Source organism: Alistipes onderdonkii (assembly GCF_025145285.1).
Classification (GTDB): Bacteria; Bacteroidota; Bacteroidia; order Bacteroidales; family Rikenellaceae; genus Alistipes; species Alistipes onderdonkii.
On the sequence record NZ_CP102251.1, the window covers coordinates 952,983 to 970,052 of the forward strand.

15 protein-coding genes and 2 pseudogenes are annotated in these 17,070 nt (G+C 51.2%); 9 read left to right on the forward strand and 8 right to left on the reverse strand.

Features of this window, described 5'->3' with window-relative positions; translation table 11 throughout:
• Window positions 1-25 precede the first annotated feature (25 nt).
• The 8 genes and pseudogenes from ltrA to NQ559_RS04160 all read right to left on the reverse strand — a co-directional run bounded on the left by ltrA (window position 26) and on the right by NQ559_RS04160 (window position 6,293).
• Window positions 26-1,702, reverse strand: a complete 1,677-nt coding sequence (gene ltrA / locus NQ559_RS04125) for a group II intron reverse transcriptase/maturase (RefSeq protein WP_026318569.1) — start codon at window positions 1,700-1,702, stop codon at window positions 26-28.
• 629 nt (window positions 1,703-2,331) lie between these two features.
• Window positions 2,332-3,144: pseudogene (locus tag NQ559_RS04130) on the reverse strand (TraG family conjugative transposon ATPase); the annotation flags it as partial.
• Window positions 3,137-3,457, reverse strand: a complete 321-nt coding sequence (locus NQ559_RS04135; RefSeq protein WP_018697502.1) for a DUF4133 domain-containing protein — start codon at window positions 3,455-3,457, stop codon at window positions 3,137-3,139. The pseudogene NQ559_RS04130 and the gene NQ559_RS04135, both read right to left, overlap by 8 nt.
• 3 nt (window positions 3,458-3,460) lie before the next feature.
• On the reverse strand, window positions 3,461-3,724 hold the full coding sequence (locus NQ559_RS04140; RefSeq protein WP_018697501.1) for a DUF4134 domain-containing protein: 264 nt from the start codon (window positions 3,722-3,724) through the stop codon (window positions 3,461-3,463).
• Window positions 3,725-4,007: 283 nt separating this feature from the next.
• Complete coding sequence (locus NQ559_RS04145; RefSeq protein WP_026318682.1) at window positions 4,008-4,676, reverse strand: hypothetical protein; 669 nt, start codon at window positions 4,674-4,676, stop codon at window positions 4,008-4,010.
• A 37-nt stretch (window positions 4,677-4,713) separates the two neighbouring features.
• Window positions 4,714-5,076 carry a DUF3408 domain-containing protein gene (locus NQ559_RS04150; RefSeq protein ID WP_018697499.1) on the reverse strand — a complete coding sequence of 121 codons (363 nt, stop codon included), beginning with the start codon at window positions 5,074-5,076 and terminating at the stop codon, window positions 4,714-4,716.
• Window positions 5,073-5,528 carry a DUF3408 domain-containing protein gene (locus NQ559_RS04155; RefSeq protein ID WP_083923907.1) on the reverse strand — a complete coding sequence of 152 codons (456 nt, stop codon included), beginning with the start codon at window positions 5,526-5,528 and terminating at the stop codon, window positions 5,073-5,075. Before NQ559_RS04155 ends, NQ559_RS04150 begins: the two co-directional genes overlap by 4 nt.
• 3 nt (window positions 5,529-5,531) lie before the next feature.
• Entirely contained in the window at window positions 5,532-6,293 is a 762-nt protein-coding gene (locus NQ559_RS04160) for a ParA family protein (protein WP_018697497.1), read from the reverse strand.
• Window positions 6,294-7,063: 770 nt separating this feature from the next.
• Here NQ559_RS04160 and NQ559_RS04165 point away from each other — a divergent pair.
• The 9 genes and pseudogenes from NQ559_RS04165 to NQ559_RS04200 all read left to right on the forward strand — a co-directional run bounded on the left by NQ559_RS04165 (window position 7,064) and on the right by NQ559_RS04200 (window position 17,013).
• Window positions 7,064-7,213, forward strand: coding sequence for a plasmid mobilization protein (locus tag NQ559_RS04165; RefSeq protein ID WP_169342446.1), 150 nt, complete (start codon window positions 7,064-7,066; stop codon window positions 7,211-7,213).
• A 51-nt stretch (window positions 7,214-7,264) separates the two neighbouring features.
• Window positions 7,265-7,465, forward strand: coding sequence for a plasmid mobilization protein (locus NQ559_RS16065; RefSeq protein ID WP_353887823.1), 201 nt, complete (start codon window positions 7,265-7,267; stop codon window positions 7,463-7,465).
• Complete coding sequence (mobB, locus tag NQ559_RS04170; RefSeq protein ID WP_018697495.1) at window positions 7,450-8,892, forward strand: conjugal transfer protein MobB; 1,443 nt, start codon at window positions 7,450-7,452, stop codon at window positions 8,890-8,892. Before NQ559_RS16065 ends, mobB begins: the two co-directional genes overlap by 16 nt.
• 1,212 nt (window positions 8,893-10,104) lie before the next feature.
• Complete coding sequence (locus NQ559_RS04175; protein WP_026318681.1) at window positions 10,105-10,995, forward strand: HEPN domain-containing protein; 891 nt, start codon at window positions 10,105-10,107, stop codon at window positions 10,993-10,995.
• Window positions 10,996-11,079: 84 nt separating this feature from the next.
• Window positions 11,080-11,670 carry an ORF6N domain-containing protein gene (locus NQ559_RS04180; RefSeq protein ID WP_018697493.1) on the forward strand — a complete coding sequence of 197 codons (591 nt, stop codon included), beginning with the start codon at window positions 11,080-11,082 and terminating at the stop codon, window positions 11,668-11,670.
• Window positions 11,671-11,799: 129 nt separating this feature from the next.
• Window positions 11,800-12,846 (forward strand): PDDEXK nuclease domain-containing protein, encoded by a 1,047-nt coding sequence (locus NQ559_RS04185; protein WP_026318680.1) that lies wholly within the window; start codon window positions 11,800-11,802, stop codon window positions 12,844-12,846.
• A gap of 440 nt (window positions 12,847-13,286) precedes the next feature.
• A pseudogene (gene mobC / locus NQ559_RS04190) lies at window positions 13,287-15,299 on the forward strand (conjugal transfer protein MobC).
• Window positions 15,300-15,410: 111 nt separating this feature from the next.
• Window positions 15,411-16,766 carry a DUF4099 domain-containing protein gene (locus NQ559_RS04195; RefSeq protein ID WP_018697488.1) on the forward strand — a complete coding sequence of 452 codons (1,356 nt, stop codon included), beginning with the start codon at window positions 15,411-15,413 and terminating at the stop codon, window positions 16,764-16,766.
• Between the two features lie 4 nt (window positions 16,767-16,770).
• Window positions 16,771-17,013, forward strand: coding sequence for a DUF4099 domain-containing protein (locus tag NQ559_RS04200; protein WP_014776097.1), 243 nt, complete (start codon window positions 16,771-16,773; stop codon window positions 17,011-17,013).
• Window positions 17,014-17,070: the final 57 nt, after the last annotated feature.

The following is a 17,070-nucleotide window of genomic DNA, read 5'->3' on the forward strand; positions in this document are numbered from 1 at the left end:
CGGCTCAAGCAACTCAAAGTTTCTATTATGAAACCGGCTCATAAGCTCTAATTTTACGGGTAAGTGTACGACTGCATCTGTCATGGGCGATGATTTTGGATTTGCCGGACTTGTCGGATAACTCCGCAATAGTCCAGATTTTATCCGCGTCGATTATCTCGCCGCACAACGGACAACGCTGATTTTGTTTCTCCCACATTCTGAGAAAGCCCTGTTTGCCTTTGAGAGAGCTTAACATTTTCATCCTGTTACGCATCTCAAAGTATGGTCGCCATTCCGGGTCGAATGGGTTGGCTTTGCTGCGGATTTTGATAGGCTTGGTCTTCGTATCAATATCGGATAGATACTTCAGTGTGTACGGAAATGGTTTCCCGTTGTTCTTCAGCATCGTACCGAATGTCCACGCCCGGCCTTTCTTCGACAGAAAATACCTGTTGTAAACCCACTTCTTACCCTTGTGGCGGTGGCGGCGTAATGCCCACGCCCACAGTTTGTAGAAGATTTGTGCGTCTGCGTTCTTGAAGGTTTTGGCGGCTACGCAACCCTTGTAATAGTTGCCCCAACCGGTTATGACGGGGTTTAGAAGTCCGATAAGTTTGTCCTGCCTAATAGCTTGGTTCTTACGAACAATACTTTTAATTTTGGCAAGGAACTCCTTGACGTTCTTCTTTGACGGTTTGATAAGCAGCGTACCTTTGTATTTCCTGATGTTGAAACCCAGAAAGTCAAATCCTTCATCAATGTGAGTAATCTTCGTCTTTTCTTCTGATAGGGTAAGCCCCCGTGCTTGAAGAAACTCGCTGACTGCGGGTTTGATTTGCGATTCCAAAATTTCCCTGTCGGAACAGGTAATAATGAAATCATCTGCGTATCGCACAAGATTTACCATAGGATTGAAATATCCCATTTTGGTACGTCTCAGTTTGAAATTTTCTGCAAGCATTGCTTGCAGGCCGTCGAGTGCCATATTCGCGAGTGTCGGCGATATGATACCGCCCTGCGGCGCACCTTCCTCGGTGGGAAACAGTTGCCGGTTGAATACGAATCCACTTTCCAGCCATTTACGGAGCATGACCTTATCCATAGGGATATAGTCGAGTAACCATTGATGGCTGATGTGGTCGAAACAACCTTTGATGTCCCCTTCGAGTATCCATTGCGGAGATACCTCTTTTGAAAGTATCGTATGGCATTGTACTATCGCATCGACCGTACACCTTTCCCTACGGAAGCCGTAAGAGTGTCTGTCGGCGGTAGTTTCTGCTACCGGGTTCAGAGCCATGAGGTATAATGCCTGCATGGCCCTGTCTTTCATTGTAGGTATTCCTAACGGACGGAGTTTGCCGTTACTCTTCTTGATATGTACCCTTCGTAACGGTTGCGGGTTGTAGCCACGTCTTTTCAGATCGGCGACAGCACCCATTTTTGCGTTGGGAGTAGTCCAGAGAACTTTATCCACTCCCGCCGTGTTCTTACCTTTGTTAGAGGTAACTCGTTTGACCGCCAACGCTTTGGCGTAAAACGAGTGGGTCAATGTCCATTGCAGGGCTTTTACCTTGCCCGGACGACCCTCTTTCTGAGCCTTTACAATACGTCCTTGCAGCTTCTGAACCGCAGCTTCGCATCTGACCCAATCAATGTCGGTCCAGTTGTTCCACTGCCTACGGTCAGCAGGCGCACACGATAAATTAATCTCGTTCATTTGCATTCCTTCTTTTAGAAAGTTCTACATAGTTTCTTGTAAAGAGTCACCTCGCAGAAGTCTGCCCGCTTTCGCGGCGGAGTGACGTTGAAACTCCTATCCGCCCCGTTACAGGACGGCATTCGCTTTTTCTGCGTTCCCATACCCGCACCTCATTCGGCTTTCCTTGCGGTCGGCTTACCTGCCCGAAGGCAGGAGAGATACGGGTTTACCAAGTTTCGCGTAAGTAACAAATGAGCGGGTTAGGTTCTGTCCGTTGCGCCGGCAGTGCTTTGTCCGTGTAACCCCACAATACAAAGGGTTATCCGACTGCGTTACCTTTTGGTTCAAGCCTCTCAGCAACTTTGGCTTGTTCGTACATTACGACGCTTATAACAGTTCGCTTGTGCTAACCATACCGCCCAGCCTCGCTCCCCGACTCTTTTGTGCTAAGAGCAGTTGCCGTTCCCTCGCGGTTCGGGCTTCTCCTTGCGGAAGGGCTACTTTGTCCGGCCAGCTTCGCACCCCGCCTTTTGAGCGACGCACGTGACCGTAGGCTACTATTGACGGAACAATAGGTTTAATCTGATCTGAATGATATTTGTTACTTCATTTGATTGTTAAACAATTACTTACACGACCTCTTGTCGCACATACTGATTATAGATATGGTCGCACGACAGCAGCAGACCCACCGGAGCCGCGAACGACAGGCGGCAGTCGCTCCGGTCCGTCGAGAGCCGTTCGAAACGGCTGTCCGTCGAAACTTTTTGCGGCAGGTCGTCCAAATCCGACAGCGTGTGCAGGCACAGCGTATTGTCGCCGACCTGCATCCGTCCGGGGTCCAGCCGCATGTCCTGCAACGTGGCCGTGTCGTCCTGCGTGAGTGCGAAGTACTTTTCCAGAATCCCGGCCTTTTCCGGCGTGCCGACGATCTCCGCTTCCGTGAGCCGTTCGACCTTGAAAAGCCCGCTTTCGTTGATGATGCTTTCCGCCTGGCTCACGGCATCCAGAAACAGCCCCACGGCATCCTTATCCCGCACCTCTTTCGGGGTCAGGTAGCCCCGGCAGAGGGTGTTGAACGTCGATTGCTGCCGCGTGCGCTCCCGTGTGGTTTTGGTGATGAACAGGTAGCAGGTGTGGTTCAGGTACGGACGTTCGTTGAAATGACGTTCATAGCTGCGGCTTAAAAAACTCATGTCCTCCGTAATCTGGGGTACATACCGCTCGGAAATAAACCAGTCCTGTTTATGCACGACCGTAAAATCCGGTAGTACCCGGATTGCCTTTGCTCATGTCGCGTGCATGGCTTCGTAATCCTCGCCCGCAACGGTGAACAGTTCCGGCAATTCGACACGAAACGCTACCGTAATGTCGGCTTCTTTGCTGACGATGCAGCCCTGTTCGACAGCCAGCAGCGGAAATTTCCGCTCCAGCGTGGTAGTTTTCAGCGTGCTATACATGGCTCGAACGGATTAGGCGCTTCACACGGCGACGGTTGGTGATACGGCGGGGATGCAGCTTTACGGCCAACGCTTTCATAAGCCCATACGTGCCGTATTTCTCATTCAGCCTGTATGTCAGCATCACGACCCCGGCGGCCAGAGCGCCACCGACACCCAGGCAGAGGAATTGACCCACGCCGCACATATACAAGACGACGACGATCAGGAATGCCCCGATAAGTCCCCCGGCGCAGATGAAAAGGTACTGGCTTCGCAGTCCTTTAAATTCGACGGGCGCATCCACGCCCTTATGAATTTCGAATGTTGTCATATACTAATACGTTGTGCCGAAAAATGATTTTAAGACCGTGGCGCAGACGATCAGAAAGACGCACGCCCCCATCCAACTGGCGCAGGTCTTTGCCGTGTCCGGGTCGCCGGAACTGAATTTGCCGTAGACTTTTACGGCTCCGATCAACCCCACGACGGCCCCAATTGCGTAAATCAGCTTCACGGCAGGTTCGAAATAGCCGTTTACCATTTGCGCAGCCTGACGGATGCCCGCCGAGCCGTCGCCCGTCTGCGCCGTAGCTGCCAACGTTCACAGCATGCCCCAAGCCGCGAAGAACAGAGCGGTAAGACGTTTGCGGTACGGAGGCCGGGCCGGATTGAGCGGAGTATTCAAAAATATTCTGTTTTTACTTTTCATAGATAATTTGCTTTCGTTTCGGTGAAAAACTGCCGACCGCCCATGACGGCCGGCAGCGATTTATGGAAAATGTTGTCTGACGTATTTTCGCCGTTCATAAACGGCACTTCCGTCGTCAGCCGGAATCAAAAAAATCCTTTCCCATAGGCATTTGTTTTAAGTTAGACATCCGTTATACAAAATCTTCCAGACGAAAAACCCGGTCAGATTTTTTATTCTCCCGCGGGGGTGTATCGTCCTCCGCGTGCAGGTCCTTTGTAATCATGTCGAGCATGACCGCGACATACCCGTCCTTTCCATTGAGCTGGTCTAAAATCGACTGCTCGATCTGCGAACCCGAAACGGCCCGCATGGCCCGCCGTGCCGTGGCGATCTCCTGCTGCGTGGCACTCTTGCCTTTCGAGAAAACCGAGAGTAGAACCAGCAGGTCGTCAGCATCGACAGCACCCGGCTGCGGCCCCTCGTCGGTATTTGCCATGTGACGCATATATTCCTCGTCCTCGTTGTAATTGTCGCTCTCCGGCGGCGGTGTCGGGTGCGAAACGGCAGGAGCCGAGCCGTCCGGAGCGTCAGCTTCCGGGGGCGCAGTCGGCGGTGCTTCCGCTTCCGGCGGTTTTGCAGGTTCCGGCGGCGGTGTCGGTTCAGGTGCAGGTGCAGGTACAGGCGGCGGATCGTACTGATAACTCCGGTGTAACGCAATATCTTCCGTCGGCTGCGCTTCCGGCTCCGCTTTCACCGCCGGAGCGGTTATACGATGCAGCCAGCCTTTCACCTTTTCAATCCGACGCCCGAAAAGCAGGTAATTTAAACGTCCCCGGTATATGTGGCGGTCCAGCAGCATATATACCGAATAGGCCAGTCACAGGGCTATCATCGCTTTACAGAATATCGGCATGGCTGCGGCTTATTTCGTTAATCCGGTCCTTGTGTGCTTCCAGATGTTCACGCAGGATATTGTCGATATATCCGGCAGTGGTAAGTTCCCTGCCGCCGATACGCTTCACGATAACCTGCAAGGCATCCCGCACTTCGCGCTCCATGTAGACCGAAACCCGGTTTTTCAGGTTGTGCGGCCGCAGGAACTTCGCAGCGTATTCCGGAACATTATGCACTACCTGCATGTCGATACAGGTACATCCCTCGTCCCGCGCATCGGGCAGCCTTTTCTCTTTGCGTCCCGTGAAAAAGGCGATTCGCAGCAGTCCCCGCCGCATTCGTTTGTTCATGTGTTTTTTTGTCATAACTTGAATTTTTTTGTGGTTTCAATTAGTTCGTTTATCTCGTCCCGGTATTGTTCCAGATGATTGTCCAAAATATTATTTACATAGGCTTTCACGGACATATCATCAGATCCGAGCATCCGGACAATCCATGCCAATTTTTCCCGTGTACTCCGTTTTATCCGGCAAGAGGTGTCCGGCAAGCAGTTTTGAGGACACAAGAAAATACGTTTGTATTCGTTACCGCAATCTTTCCCTTTATTATGTCCTGCGTTTGTTTCGGATTGCCTAACGATAACTTGTGCCGACCGTGTGATTTGGGATTCCGTCTGCATTTCCGGTGGAGGAGTTTCCGGTGGCGGAGCCGCTGGCGCTTGTTTCGGAACCAACCGCGGCGGTGCATCAACCCCACCGATCAAGTTGCGAATCATATCCTCGTCAATCGGCTCATAGCGTCCCTGTTTCTTTGCCATAGCTTATATGCCGATTGTCGTACATATTTCATCCATTAGGGCGGCCATTCCGCTTTCGCGGAGGAAAGTTCCGTCCGAGCGAAACAACGTTGAGCGGTACACCGTGCCGTCCGCATCTGCCAACTCTCGGCTGAACTTCGAACGCATCTGAATCCGGGAGATATAAACTTTCATATCGAGTGTAGCCAATATCCTTTCGTAAAGGGTATAGATATTCGTCCGTTCCCGGCGGTCCTCCATGTTCCAGAACAGAAAGACCTCTTGAATGTTCGTAGCTGGATTTTCAACGAATTTATCGTAAACCGTCTGCGCGAAGTTCAGCGTACTTTGCATCACAAGGCGGTCGGCCCGCATAGGGATAAAGAGATAGTTCAGCAACGAAATCGTATAGATTACGCCCTTTGTGCCCATAGTGCCCGGCAGATCATAAAGCACCACGTCATAGGGTTCCGATTCGCTGGCGAGGAATACCTGCACGTCGTTCTCCGCGTTTTCCGGCGTTGAGCGTATCACTGGGTAGGCTTTCTTTTGGAGCCGTTCGAATTGCCGTTGAAGCATGAGCTTATAGGCATCGTTTTTCATAACAGCCTTTTTTTCGCGCTCCCGTAATTCGACGATACTGTTTTGTGGAAAGTCACAATCCACGACCAGCACATTCAGGCCCCGGACATAGCGCAGCCAAGAAGCGGCCAGAATCGTGAGGGTCGATTTGCCAATACCGCCTTTTTGGTTGGCAAATGAAATAGAAATAGGTTTCTTGTCCATAATTTTACTTTGGTTAAATTCTGTTTGTTTCTCATATTCAGTCGGCCTTGCATCTTCCCAAACCCAGCATCTTTCCGGCTCTTGCGTCTTGCCTGACCCTGCGTCTTACAGAATCCGCCATCTTTTCGGCTCTTGCATCTTGCCTGACCCTGCGTCTTACAAAACCCGGCATCTTTCCGGCTCTTGCATCTTGCCCGACCCTGCGTCTCACAGAACCCGGCATCTTTCCGGCTCTTGCATCTTGCCCGACCCTGCGTCTCACAGAACCCGGCATCTTTCCGGCTCTTGCATCCTGCCCGACCCTGCGTCTCACAGAACCCGGCATCTTTCCGGCTCTTGCATCTTGCCCGACCCTGCGTCTTACAAAACCCGGCGTCTTTTCGGCTCTTGCGTCTTGCTCGACCCTATGTCTTGCAATATTTTAATGCTGTTACTGCCAGAACCCGGCACAAATAAAAGGGTGAAACCGGCTGAAAGATACCTCGACGGACATAAACGGACACGAACGGACAAAAATGGACTATCCAACGTAAAGATTTTGCCCTTACCTTTGCAGCGGGAAGATTACCTATTCGGTATAGAGGTTTAAAGGATTGACGTCGTTGCCCGCGGCAACTCCTTTTCGTCCCGTGGGGACGGATTTTATTTGCGTAGAGCAAATAGCAAGATATGTTATTGTAATACAAAGTGCCTTTTGTATTACAATAACGAAGAACCGAAAAACCGTGCTGGTCAATCTCCCAAGTCGATTAACCTTAAAATATCAGTTTATGGAAAAACAGAAACGGGTCATAGACCCCAAAAGCTACATGCACACGTTCCGGTTGAATGAACAGCAACAGGTACAGTTTGAAAAAATGATGTTAAAGGCGGGCCAGCGCAGCCAGTCGAAATTTATCCTCTCCCGCATCTTCGGCTGACCGTTCCGGGTCGTTCAGACCAACAAGGACGCGCACGACTACTACCTGCGCCTGACGAATCTTTACGCCCAAATCCGGGCCGTCGGGGTCAATTACAATCAGACCGTCAAAGCCATCCACTCCAATTTCAACGACCGCCGGGCCGTGGCTTTACTGGCACGGCTGGAGAAGCACACCCAGGAATTGACGGTCTTGTTTGGACAGGTCGTCCGCCTGACCGAAGAATTTAATCGCAGATGGTCGGTCGAATAACGAAAGGCGCATCCATTCGCGGCGTACTGGAGTACAACGCCGGGAAAGTGCGCAATGGCGAAGCTACCGTTTTGTACGGAAATCTGGTTTTAGGCGACTGCGAGCAATCCGACACGTTCGATATGCGGCGTGCCCTGTTGAGTTTTCAGCCCTACCTCGATACCCGGAAGATCAAAGACCCCGTATTCCATGTATCGCTGAATCCCGACATTACCGACTGTCTGACCGATGCCCAACTTACGGAGATCGCCCGCGAGTACATGGAGCGCATGGGCTTCGGCCAGCAGCCCTACTACGTATTCAAACACCGCGACATCGACCGCGAACACATTCATATCGTTTCGGTACGCCTGCGCGATGACGGGTCGATCATATCGGACAGTCAGGACAGGCCCCGGTCGAAAGCGATTTTGCAGGACATCGAACGCAGGTACGGCCTGCGGCCCGCCGTCAAAGGACAGGAGCAGCGGGAGTTCGACACCGCCCGCCGGGTCGAGTACGGGCGCGACAACCTTAAACAGCAGATGAAGTCCGCCGTACGGCTTCTGGCCGAGCAATACCGTTTCGGCTCGATTTCCGAGTTCCGAACGCTGCTGAACCTCTATAATGTCGATTTGGAAGAACGCAGGGGCGAAGCCGACGGCAAGCGGTGGAACGGCATCGTCTACACCGCGACCGACGAACGGGGCGCGTGGGTCGGCACACCGATCAAATCCTCGGCCCTGACCCTGAAAGGAGGCTATAAGTTCTTGCAAAAGCAGATCGCCAGAAACGATGCCGACATCAAATCCGAGCAAATAAAAGGCCCTATCCGCGCGGCCGTGGCCCGCGCCATGCACCGCGCCCGGACACAGGACGAGTTCGTGCGCCTGCTCAAAGCCGACGGTATAGACGCCGTTTTTCGGCAGAACGCCACAGGCCGCATTACGGGAGCGACGTTCATAGACCACCGGACGAAAACCGTGCTGAACGGCTCCCGGCTCGGTAAGAGTTATTCGGCCAATGTCTTTCAGGAGTTGTTCAACAATCCCCATGCGGATCGGGCATCGCTGTTGCCGAAGCTCACGGCCCCGGCTCCGGCAGCACCCCGGCAGCAGGCGGACGAACAAGCCAAACCGCAGCGTTCCGAAACAGCCGCACCGCCGCGCGTCGTGCCGCCCGTAGGTCAGACGGCAGAACAGCCGCCCAAGCCCGCCCCGACATCTCCGCGGCAGACGGAGAAGATCCGCACGTCCCCGCGCGGATTATCTCCGCGCCCGGCGCAGCCCGCACCCCGCAGCATGGGCGAAAGCCTGTTCCATGCAGCGGGCGACCTGCTGGAACAGCTCACCGAAGACGGCCCCATGTCGCAGGAGGAGTTCGAAGCCATGCGCCGAAACCTTTCACGCAAACACAAACGCCGCAAGAAGCAGGGTATTTCACGCTAACAGAAAAGGGCGGTTCCGATTGAACACAGTGACGCAACTCCACTTAATGAAGAATCCAATGCAGAAACCGCCCCCGGAGCAGGTCGGGAAACCCGCCCACCCGTAGATGCCGCGCAAACAGGCTGCCCGTTTCCATACGGAGCAGGACAGCAAGACCAGATTTTAAGGGGCCGACCTTTCAGGCAGGATTTATTAGCTACATCCGAAAGACGGGGATTGTTATTTTGCGCGGCATAACCTGTCGAAACATCCCGATTGCGTCCGTGCCCGAAAGGCCGGACTAACATAGGGACAAACGAGCGTACCGCCGCATACAGCGATACGGCGGAAGCATCAGCCCCGGTTTCCTTACCGGCATGCCGGGGCTGTTTATATGATGAGCGGAGAAGATTCGAAAAACGGGGGAGGGAGTACGGGTCCCATCCCCCTACCCCAAATATTGCCTTATGAAATTCGACGAATGGGCATAACAATTTTGGGCGTATCAATTCACAGGAACGCAATAAACGTACCTTGCCGTTTGCTGAATGACGGTGTAAAGATATAACTTTTCGATTATAATAGTGAAATTGACTGAATAGACCGAAAAAAGGAGCAGCCGGATAATAACTATGCCAAGTTAACTTATCTCGCTCGGCTGCTCCCGCAGGTACGCGCGCATACCTGTTTATCATTGAACCCCGGCAGGCGCTTGCCACCGGAACATACCGATTCCGCCCGCTCCCAAGCAGGGGGGCGGGGCAATCCGTATAATTTATTGCATTTCGAGCGCGACGGGGTTCCATAACTTCATGGGATTGTTGGAAATATGCGCCCCGGATAGGCATAAAAAAGGGGGGCGCGGTGTCAGCCCCATACGCAGATCATAGGAAACCCGAAATTGGTAGCTGTCCTGCGCCCCTGTCGTGTCCCGCCAAAAAATAAGCGGGACATAACAAGGACTGACAACCATTATACCAATTTCAAACCCTCCCGAAAGAGGCTCCTATGTTTGCGTATGGCATAAAGAGTTGTTTACCCTTTATAGTTATGTCCGTCGGCTATGCCGAGTTGTGATAATTCCGCATAATGGTCTGTTTTGGTTTCTTTTAAGTAGCACCCGCTACCCCCGTAGGAAACTTTTGCAGACTATTTGCAGGATTGTTAAGCAAATATACGGAAAATATGGACAGGTCAAAGCGGTTTACCAACTTTTTTCATAATTTTGTAGTTATGAAAAAGAGCGTCAACTTCTTACCTGAAAAGAAACAATCCGACCTGAAACAGCTTGTCGATCTGGTTCGCCGGAACATAAAGGATGTCGGTATGGTTATCCTATACGGCAGCTATGCCCGGAACACCTATGTCGATTACGACCAGCGCATTGAGTTCGGCGTACCGACCTACTTTATGAGCGATTACGACATAGTGATTCTGACGCGCAAGCCAATCGGGGCGATTCAACACTCACTTTATTCCAAAATCAAAAATCAATTTTTCGAAGATAAAAACCGCCCGTTTCACACGAAGCCCCAATTTATCAATTACGGGATAGATGATTATAATTATGCATTGACAAAGGGGCATTATTTCGAAACAGAGATAAAACGCGAGGGAATTATCCTGTATGATTCCGGAGAATATAAATTGGAACGTCGCCGTAAATTGGATTTCGACGAAATTGCAAAAAGGGCGCAGAAATATTATGATGATAAATTTTCAACTGCCATTAAATTTTTAAAAGGCGTTAAATTTTATTACGGAGATAGCGAATATAAATTGTCGTCATTCATGCTCCATCAGGCAGCAGAACACTTTTTGCGCACTATAGAATTAGTATTTACATTATATAGCCCAAAGGAACACGATTTGGCCGAATTTATGGACCGCTGTAAGCGGTTCACGACCAAAATATTCAAAGCATTCCCGCGCGACACACCGGAAGAAGAACGGCTTTTCGACCTCTTGCAAAGGGCTTATGTCGAATCCCGGTATAATCCCGACTTCGAAATCACCAAAGAGGACATCGACGCGCTGCTGCCGAAAGTCGAACGTCTGCGCGACATCGTGGAACGGGTCTGCACGGCGCAGATCAGCTACTATGCGCAGCAGAGCGAGAAATAACGCCCGGAAGTCGGCGGCAAATCGAGTTATTAGAAAAATTCGAATAACTGCCGACACCAGAATCAGCCCCCACAACCCGAACTTATGAATGATATAACCGTTATCCAAAATAAAATCTACGAAATCCGCGGCCTGCGCGTGATGCTCGACTTCGACCTGGCACCACTGTACCAAGTTCAAACAAAAGTTTTGAAACAGGCGGTACGCCGTAATATCGAACGATTCCCCGCGGATTTCATGTTTGAAATAACCATAGATGAGTATAACTCATTGAAAGACAGTTTGAGGTCACAAATTGTGACCTCAAACAAAGGAGGCACGAGATATATGCCTTTTGCTTTTACTCAAGAAGGCGTCGCTTCGTTATCCGGGGTATTACGCAGTCCTGTCGCAGTCAATGTGTACATAGAGATTATGAGGGCATTTGTTGCCATGCGAAATTATCTGACCAATCAACATGTAATTTCCGTAGAACTTTCTGAAATCCGTTCGAAGCTCTCCCTGCTGGAGCGGGCCGACGAGGATAATGCCAAGGTGATCAACGATCTTTCCGAAGATATGCGCAAAGAATTGGACAATATTTATGAGGCTATTGCCGCCCTCCCGGTCAAGGTTCCGCAGGCCCGCAAACTGCCCCGGCCCATCGGGTACAAAATATCAGAGAGTAAGAAATAATCTCGACCTCTTCTGCCGCTATTACGGCATCACCCAGACCAAGTTCTTCCGGGATTTGGAAATGTAGTTTAATTCGGAGATTATTTGCTACATTTGCTTAATCGTTTACCAAACTTTATCAAGCACAATATGGACGTACCCGTTTTAGAACGCACTTTTATCGACGACATCAAACGTCTGATAGAGGATGCCCGTCTGAATACCTATGCCGCCATCAACGCCGTGATGCTGGAAACTTATTGGAATATCGGCAAGCGGATCGTCAAGCAGGAGCAGCAGGGCAAAAGCCGTGCAGAATACGGGACGCAGTTGCTGAAAGTACTCTCCGGCGAATTGTCCGCGGCATTCGGTAAAGGCTTCTCGGCTCGCAATTTGCGAAATTACAGGCAATTCTATCTATCCTTTCCGCATGTTGAGATTTGGCACACGCGTGTACCAAATCTTACATGGTCGCATATTCGAACCTTATTGCGGGTTACGGACGATGCGGCCCGCATCTGGTATTTGAATGAAGCTGCACAGGAAATGTGGAGCGTTCGCACACTTGACCGGAATATATCGTCGCAGTACTATCATCGGCTGTTGCAATCTCCGGCGAAGGAAAAGGTCGTATCGGAAATGAAATCCCTGACAGCGGCATATGAGCGGGATAAGTTGGAGTTTATCAAGAATCCAATGGTGGCGGAATTTCTGGGCCTGGCATCCAATATGGACTTCACCGAATCCAAACTTGAAAGTGCCATCCTCACGCATTTGCAGAAATTCATCATGGAAATGGGTAAAGGTTACGCTTTCGTTGCCCGGCAACAGCATATCTCAACCGATGCGGGTGATTATTACATCGACCTTGTATTCTACAATTTCATTCTCAAATGCTTCCTGCTCATCGACCTGAAAACTACCCAGATTTCGCATCAGGATGTCGGCCAAATGGATATGTACGTCCGCATGTACGATGAAATGAAACGCACGGACGGAGATAATCCGACTATCGGGCTGATTCTTTGTTCGGAAACAAGCCGCGATATTGCCCGGTACTCGGTCTTGCATGAGAATCCGCAGTTGTTCACGGCGAAATATCTTACCTATCTGCCGAGTGAGGAGGAACTGCGCAAAGAGATCGAACGCCAGAAAGAGGTTTTCAGTTTACAGCAGAACATTACGCCGCTTGAATGATTATTGAGCTATAGCCTTACGACAAGGAACCTTTCGACACGGGCCAATCCCGCCGCGGATAAAGATCAACGCGAAAATATCGCAACACAATGAACGGAACCACTATAAATAATCGACTATGTTTGCTCTGAAAAAAGAATCAATGCCCTCGATAGCGGTTCATCCTGGCTTTGTTCTGAAAGAGGAATTGGAATCGCGGAACATCATGCAGCGCAAGATTACCAGAAGATAGTTGCCAGCACGATACAGCCTTTTTATTATCGAAAATATATGACACCAACAGAGTAATTTCTCATGCCCAGAGGTTTGTACCAAAAAACTGGCGGAAATCTATGTGCTGAAAGAATGTCTGTTTTGCTCCGTTCATGTCCGTTCGTGTCCGTTGGAAAAGGAATAAGCCCCGCAAAATCTATTTTTGCGCCCTAACCCATTGATAAATTATGCAAAACGAGGACGATTTACGGGCGCTGGCAAAGATTATCACCTTTATTCAGGCCGTAGGCATTATTTGTAATGCCTCCAACATTTATTGGTTCTGTTATCAATGACTGGCCGACAACGGCTGAACATTCGGGATTATAGACCGTATTCTGCGGGGATTCCAGCAGACGACGGGATTCTATTCCTCACCCCTCTACTCAAAACTGTTCGCCTTTCTGCTGCTCCTGATCGCTTGTCTGGGTTCACGGGGTATTAAGTCGCAGAAAATCGGCTGGACGCATATCATTGCGGTAGGTCTCACGGGTTTTATCCTCTACTTTTTCAACGGCTCCCTGCTACGCATCCCCGCGTCGCCCGGTGTGTGTGTAGCCTGGTATGCCGCAACCCTGTTCGCGGGCTATCTGCTGATGCTCACAGCCGGAATATGGATGTGGCGACTTCTGCGGCACAACCTGCTGGACGACGTTTTCAACGACGAAAACGAATCCTTCATGCAGGAAACACGCCTGATCGAGAACGAATATTCGGTGAACCTGCCGACGCTGTTCCGCTACCAGGGCCGTACATGGCAAGGCTGGCTGAATATACCAGCCGTATTTCGCGCGGTCGCCGTTATCGGATCGCCAGGCAGCGGCAAGAGTTTTACCGTGATAAACAACTTTATACGTCAATTTATCGAAAAGTCGTTCTGCCTTTATATTTACGATTTCAAATATCCGGATTTGAGTACGCTGGCCTACAATCACCTGCTGCGCTACAAAGACAGGTACGAGGTAACGCCCCAGTTCTGCGTGATAAACTTCGACGATCCCCGCCACTCGCACCGCTGCAACCCCCTCAAAGCGGAATTTCTGACCGACATCGCCGATTCTTACGAAGCGGCCAATGTAACCATGCTGGGCCTGAACCGTTCATGGTCGCAAAAGCAGGGCGATTTTTTTATCGAAAGTTCGGTCATTCTGTTTGCCGCGATCATCTGGTTTCTGAAAATCTACGAAAACGGGAAATACTGCACCTTTCCGCACGCCGTCGAACTGCTGATGCAGAAGTACGAAGAAGTATTTACTATCCTCATGGCCCGGCCGGAACTGGAGGGATATGTCAGCGCCTTTGTGGATGCTTGGAAGTCCGGGGCCGTGGAGCAGCTTGCCGGGCAGGTCGCAAGTACAAAGATCGCACTTTCGCGGATTATCTCGCCGTCGCTCTACTGGGTTATGTCCGGGGACGATTTTTCGCTCGACATCAACAACCCGAAAGCCCCGAAAATCCTATGCGTCGGCAACAACCCGGAGCGCGTGGCGATATACGGCGCAGCCCTATCCCTCTATAATTCCCGCATCGTGAAGATGATAAACCGCAAAGGGCAGCAGAAATGCGGGGTCATAGTCGATGAATTGCCGACCATTTTTTTCAAAGGTCTGGACCAGTTGGTCGCCACGGCCCGAAGCAACCGCGTCGCCGTGTGCCTGGGCATGCAGGACTTTTCCCAGCTTACGCGCGACTATGGCGAACAGGAAAGCAAGGTCATACAAAATATCGTCGGCAACATCATTTCAGGGCAGGTCGTGGGCGACACAGCCCGCATCCTCTCCGAGCGATTCGGGAAGATCGTGCAGCAGCGGCAGTCGCTCAACATCAACCGAGAAGATAAATCCACGGGTATAAATACCCAGCTCGACAACGTGATCCCCGCGTCCAAGATCAGCAATCTTTCACAGGGCGAGTTCGTCGGGGCCGTAGCCGATAACTTCGGGGATAATATGTCGCAAAAAATGTTTCACGCCCGAATCATCGTCGATACCGAAAAGATCAAAGCCGAAGAAAAACAGTATCGCCCGATTCCCGTGCTTTCCGACTTCACCGACGAAAACGGTAAAGATCGAATGGCCGAAGTTGTCGAAGCCAACTACTACCGCATAAAGCAGGAAGCGGCCCAGATCGTAGAGGACGAACTGCGACGTATAGCTGCCGATCCGAAGCTACAACACCTGTTTAAAGGCAACGCGCAATAGTCCGTTTTTATCCGTTCATGTCCGTTCGTGTCCGTTGCAGTATCATTTCGTCAATCCCCGCCATACATTCGCAGCACAGACAGTTTCACAAAATAACTTAAAATTTAAATTATGGCAGAAGAACAAAGACAGTCGCTCGGAGCTGACGAACAGCCCATCGACAACACATTGAACGAACCGAGTATCGGTATGCTCTATGACAAGGAGAAAGACCAGACAAAGGTCTTTTCCCAGAACCCTGACGGGAGTATCGGTACGGTGGACCCGACACCGGAGAATGAAAGCCTGTTTTTTGTCATGGACAAGAACATTCCGCTGAACTTCTACAAGAATTTGAAGAAATATCACAACAACCCCACGATTAACATTTACGTCGTTCCCCGGCGTGCGCTCGAACGCATGAAAGATGCGCTTAAACGGTACTGGAAAAATACCTCCCGCGACGACGTAAAGCTGTATTACAACTACAAAATGCGTCCTGACGGACAATTCGAGTGCAAGATGAAAACCCGCGGCATCCCCATTGACGAAATGCCGTGGGACACACTTAACCGCATGGGGTACAGTTTCGGCGGGCTGGAAAAGGTGAACTATCTCCAAAAGTTGCAGAATTACGAACAGACGGGGATGCACAAACTCAAATACCATGACGATATAATCAACTATATCGGCGAAGGTAAATTCCGGCTCAAAAAGAGTGGAAACGGATACAAAGTCGATGTGAAAAGCTATGCCCGGATTCTCGACGAGGGACTTTTCGATCAGAAATTCACCAATGCGGATATGAAGAACCTCGAAATGTACGGCAACCTCGGCCGCGTGCTGGAAACGTCCGAGGGTCCTCTGCTCGTGTCGCGGGACTTCGATACGCGGCAGTTGGATTACACGAACGCTGAAAATGCTTTTGTTCCCCGATACATCCGCGGAACGGAACTCACACAGGAGGACATCAACAGCTTCCGCCACGGTGAAGTGCGCGAAATAGCGATAGTAAACAGGGACGGCAGCGTGAACATCGTGCCCTACCAGTACAACGCGGTTTTCCGCAAACCTATGGAGGTATTGACCATTGAGCAGCGGAATGCGCTGGCAACCAAACTGCGCGAGCAACGCGACATGGAGCGTATTATTTCCTCGATGCCCGAAACCGCCGACGGGCGGACCCAATACCCGCAGGCCCCCAAGCAGTCGGCAGAACAGACCGCCGAGACCGCCGGACAGGGACAAGCACCCGCAGCCGTGCCGGAGCAGAACCAGCAGGGGCAGGCCGCCGAAACGGCCGGACAGGGACAAACTCCCGCACCTGACCTTTTCGGAGCAGGCAAAACCACGCAAGGCAAAACCCCGGTGCAGGGCCAGACATCCCCGCAAGGTCAGAAACAGCCGGGAGCCGGGCAGAAATCACCGCGTCCGGAAGTAGCGACGCCCGCTCCCAAAGCACAGCGGAAAACAGGTCAACACGTTTAGCGCTATGGAAAGATTCGATGAATCGGCTATCGACTGGGTAGCCGCCGCCAAGCGCGGCATAAGTCGCCGGATGCTCAAAGAATACGGTTTTCTGGAATTGCTGCTGGAGGGCGGCACGACACCCGTAATTCCCCTGACGCTAACCCTCGCGGACGTGACTATAAAACTGGACGGCACGCTTCGACTGACCGAGGACTGCGACAAAAACGTGCGTTTCGAAGTCCTCGGTTACGGCTGGGAAGAATAACCTCCTAAATCCTAAAATATGCGAAAGTGATGATTTTCGCCCGGAGAGCACCGAGGG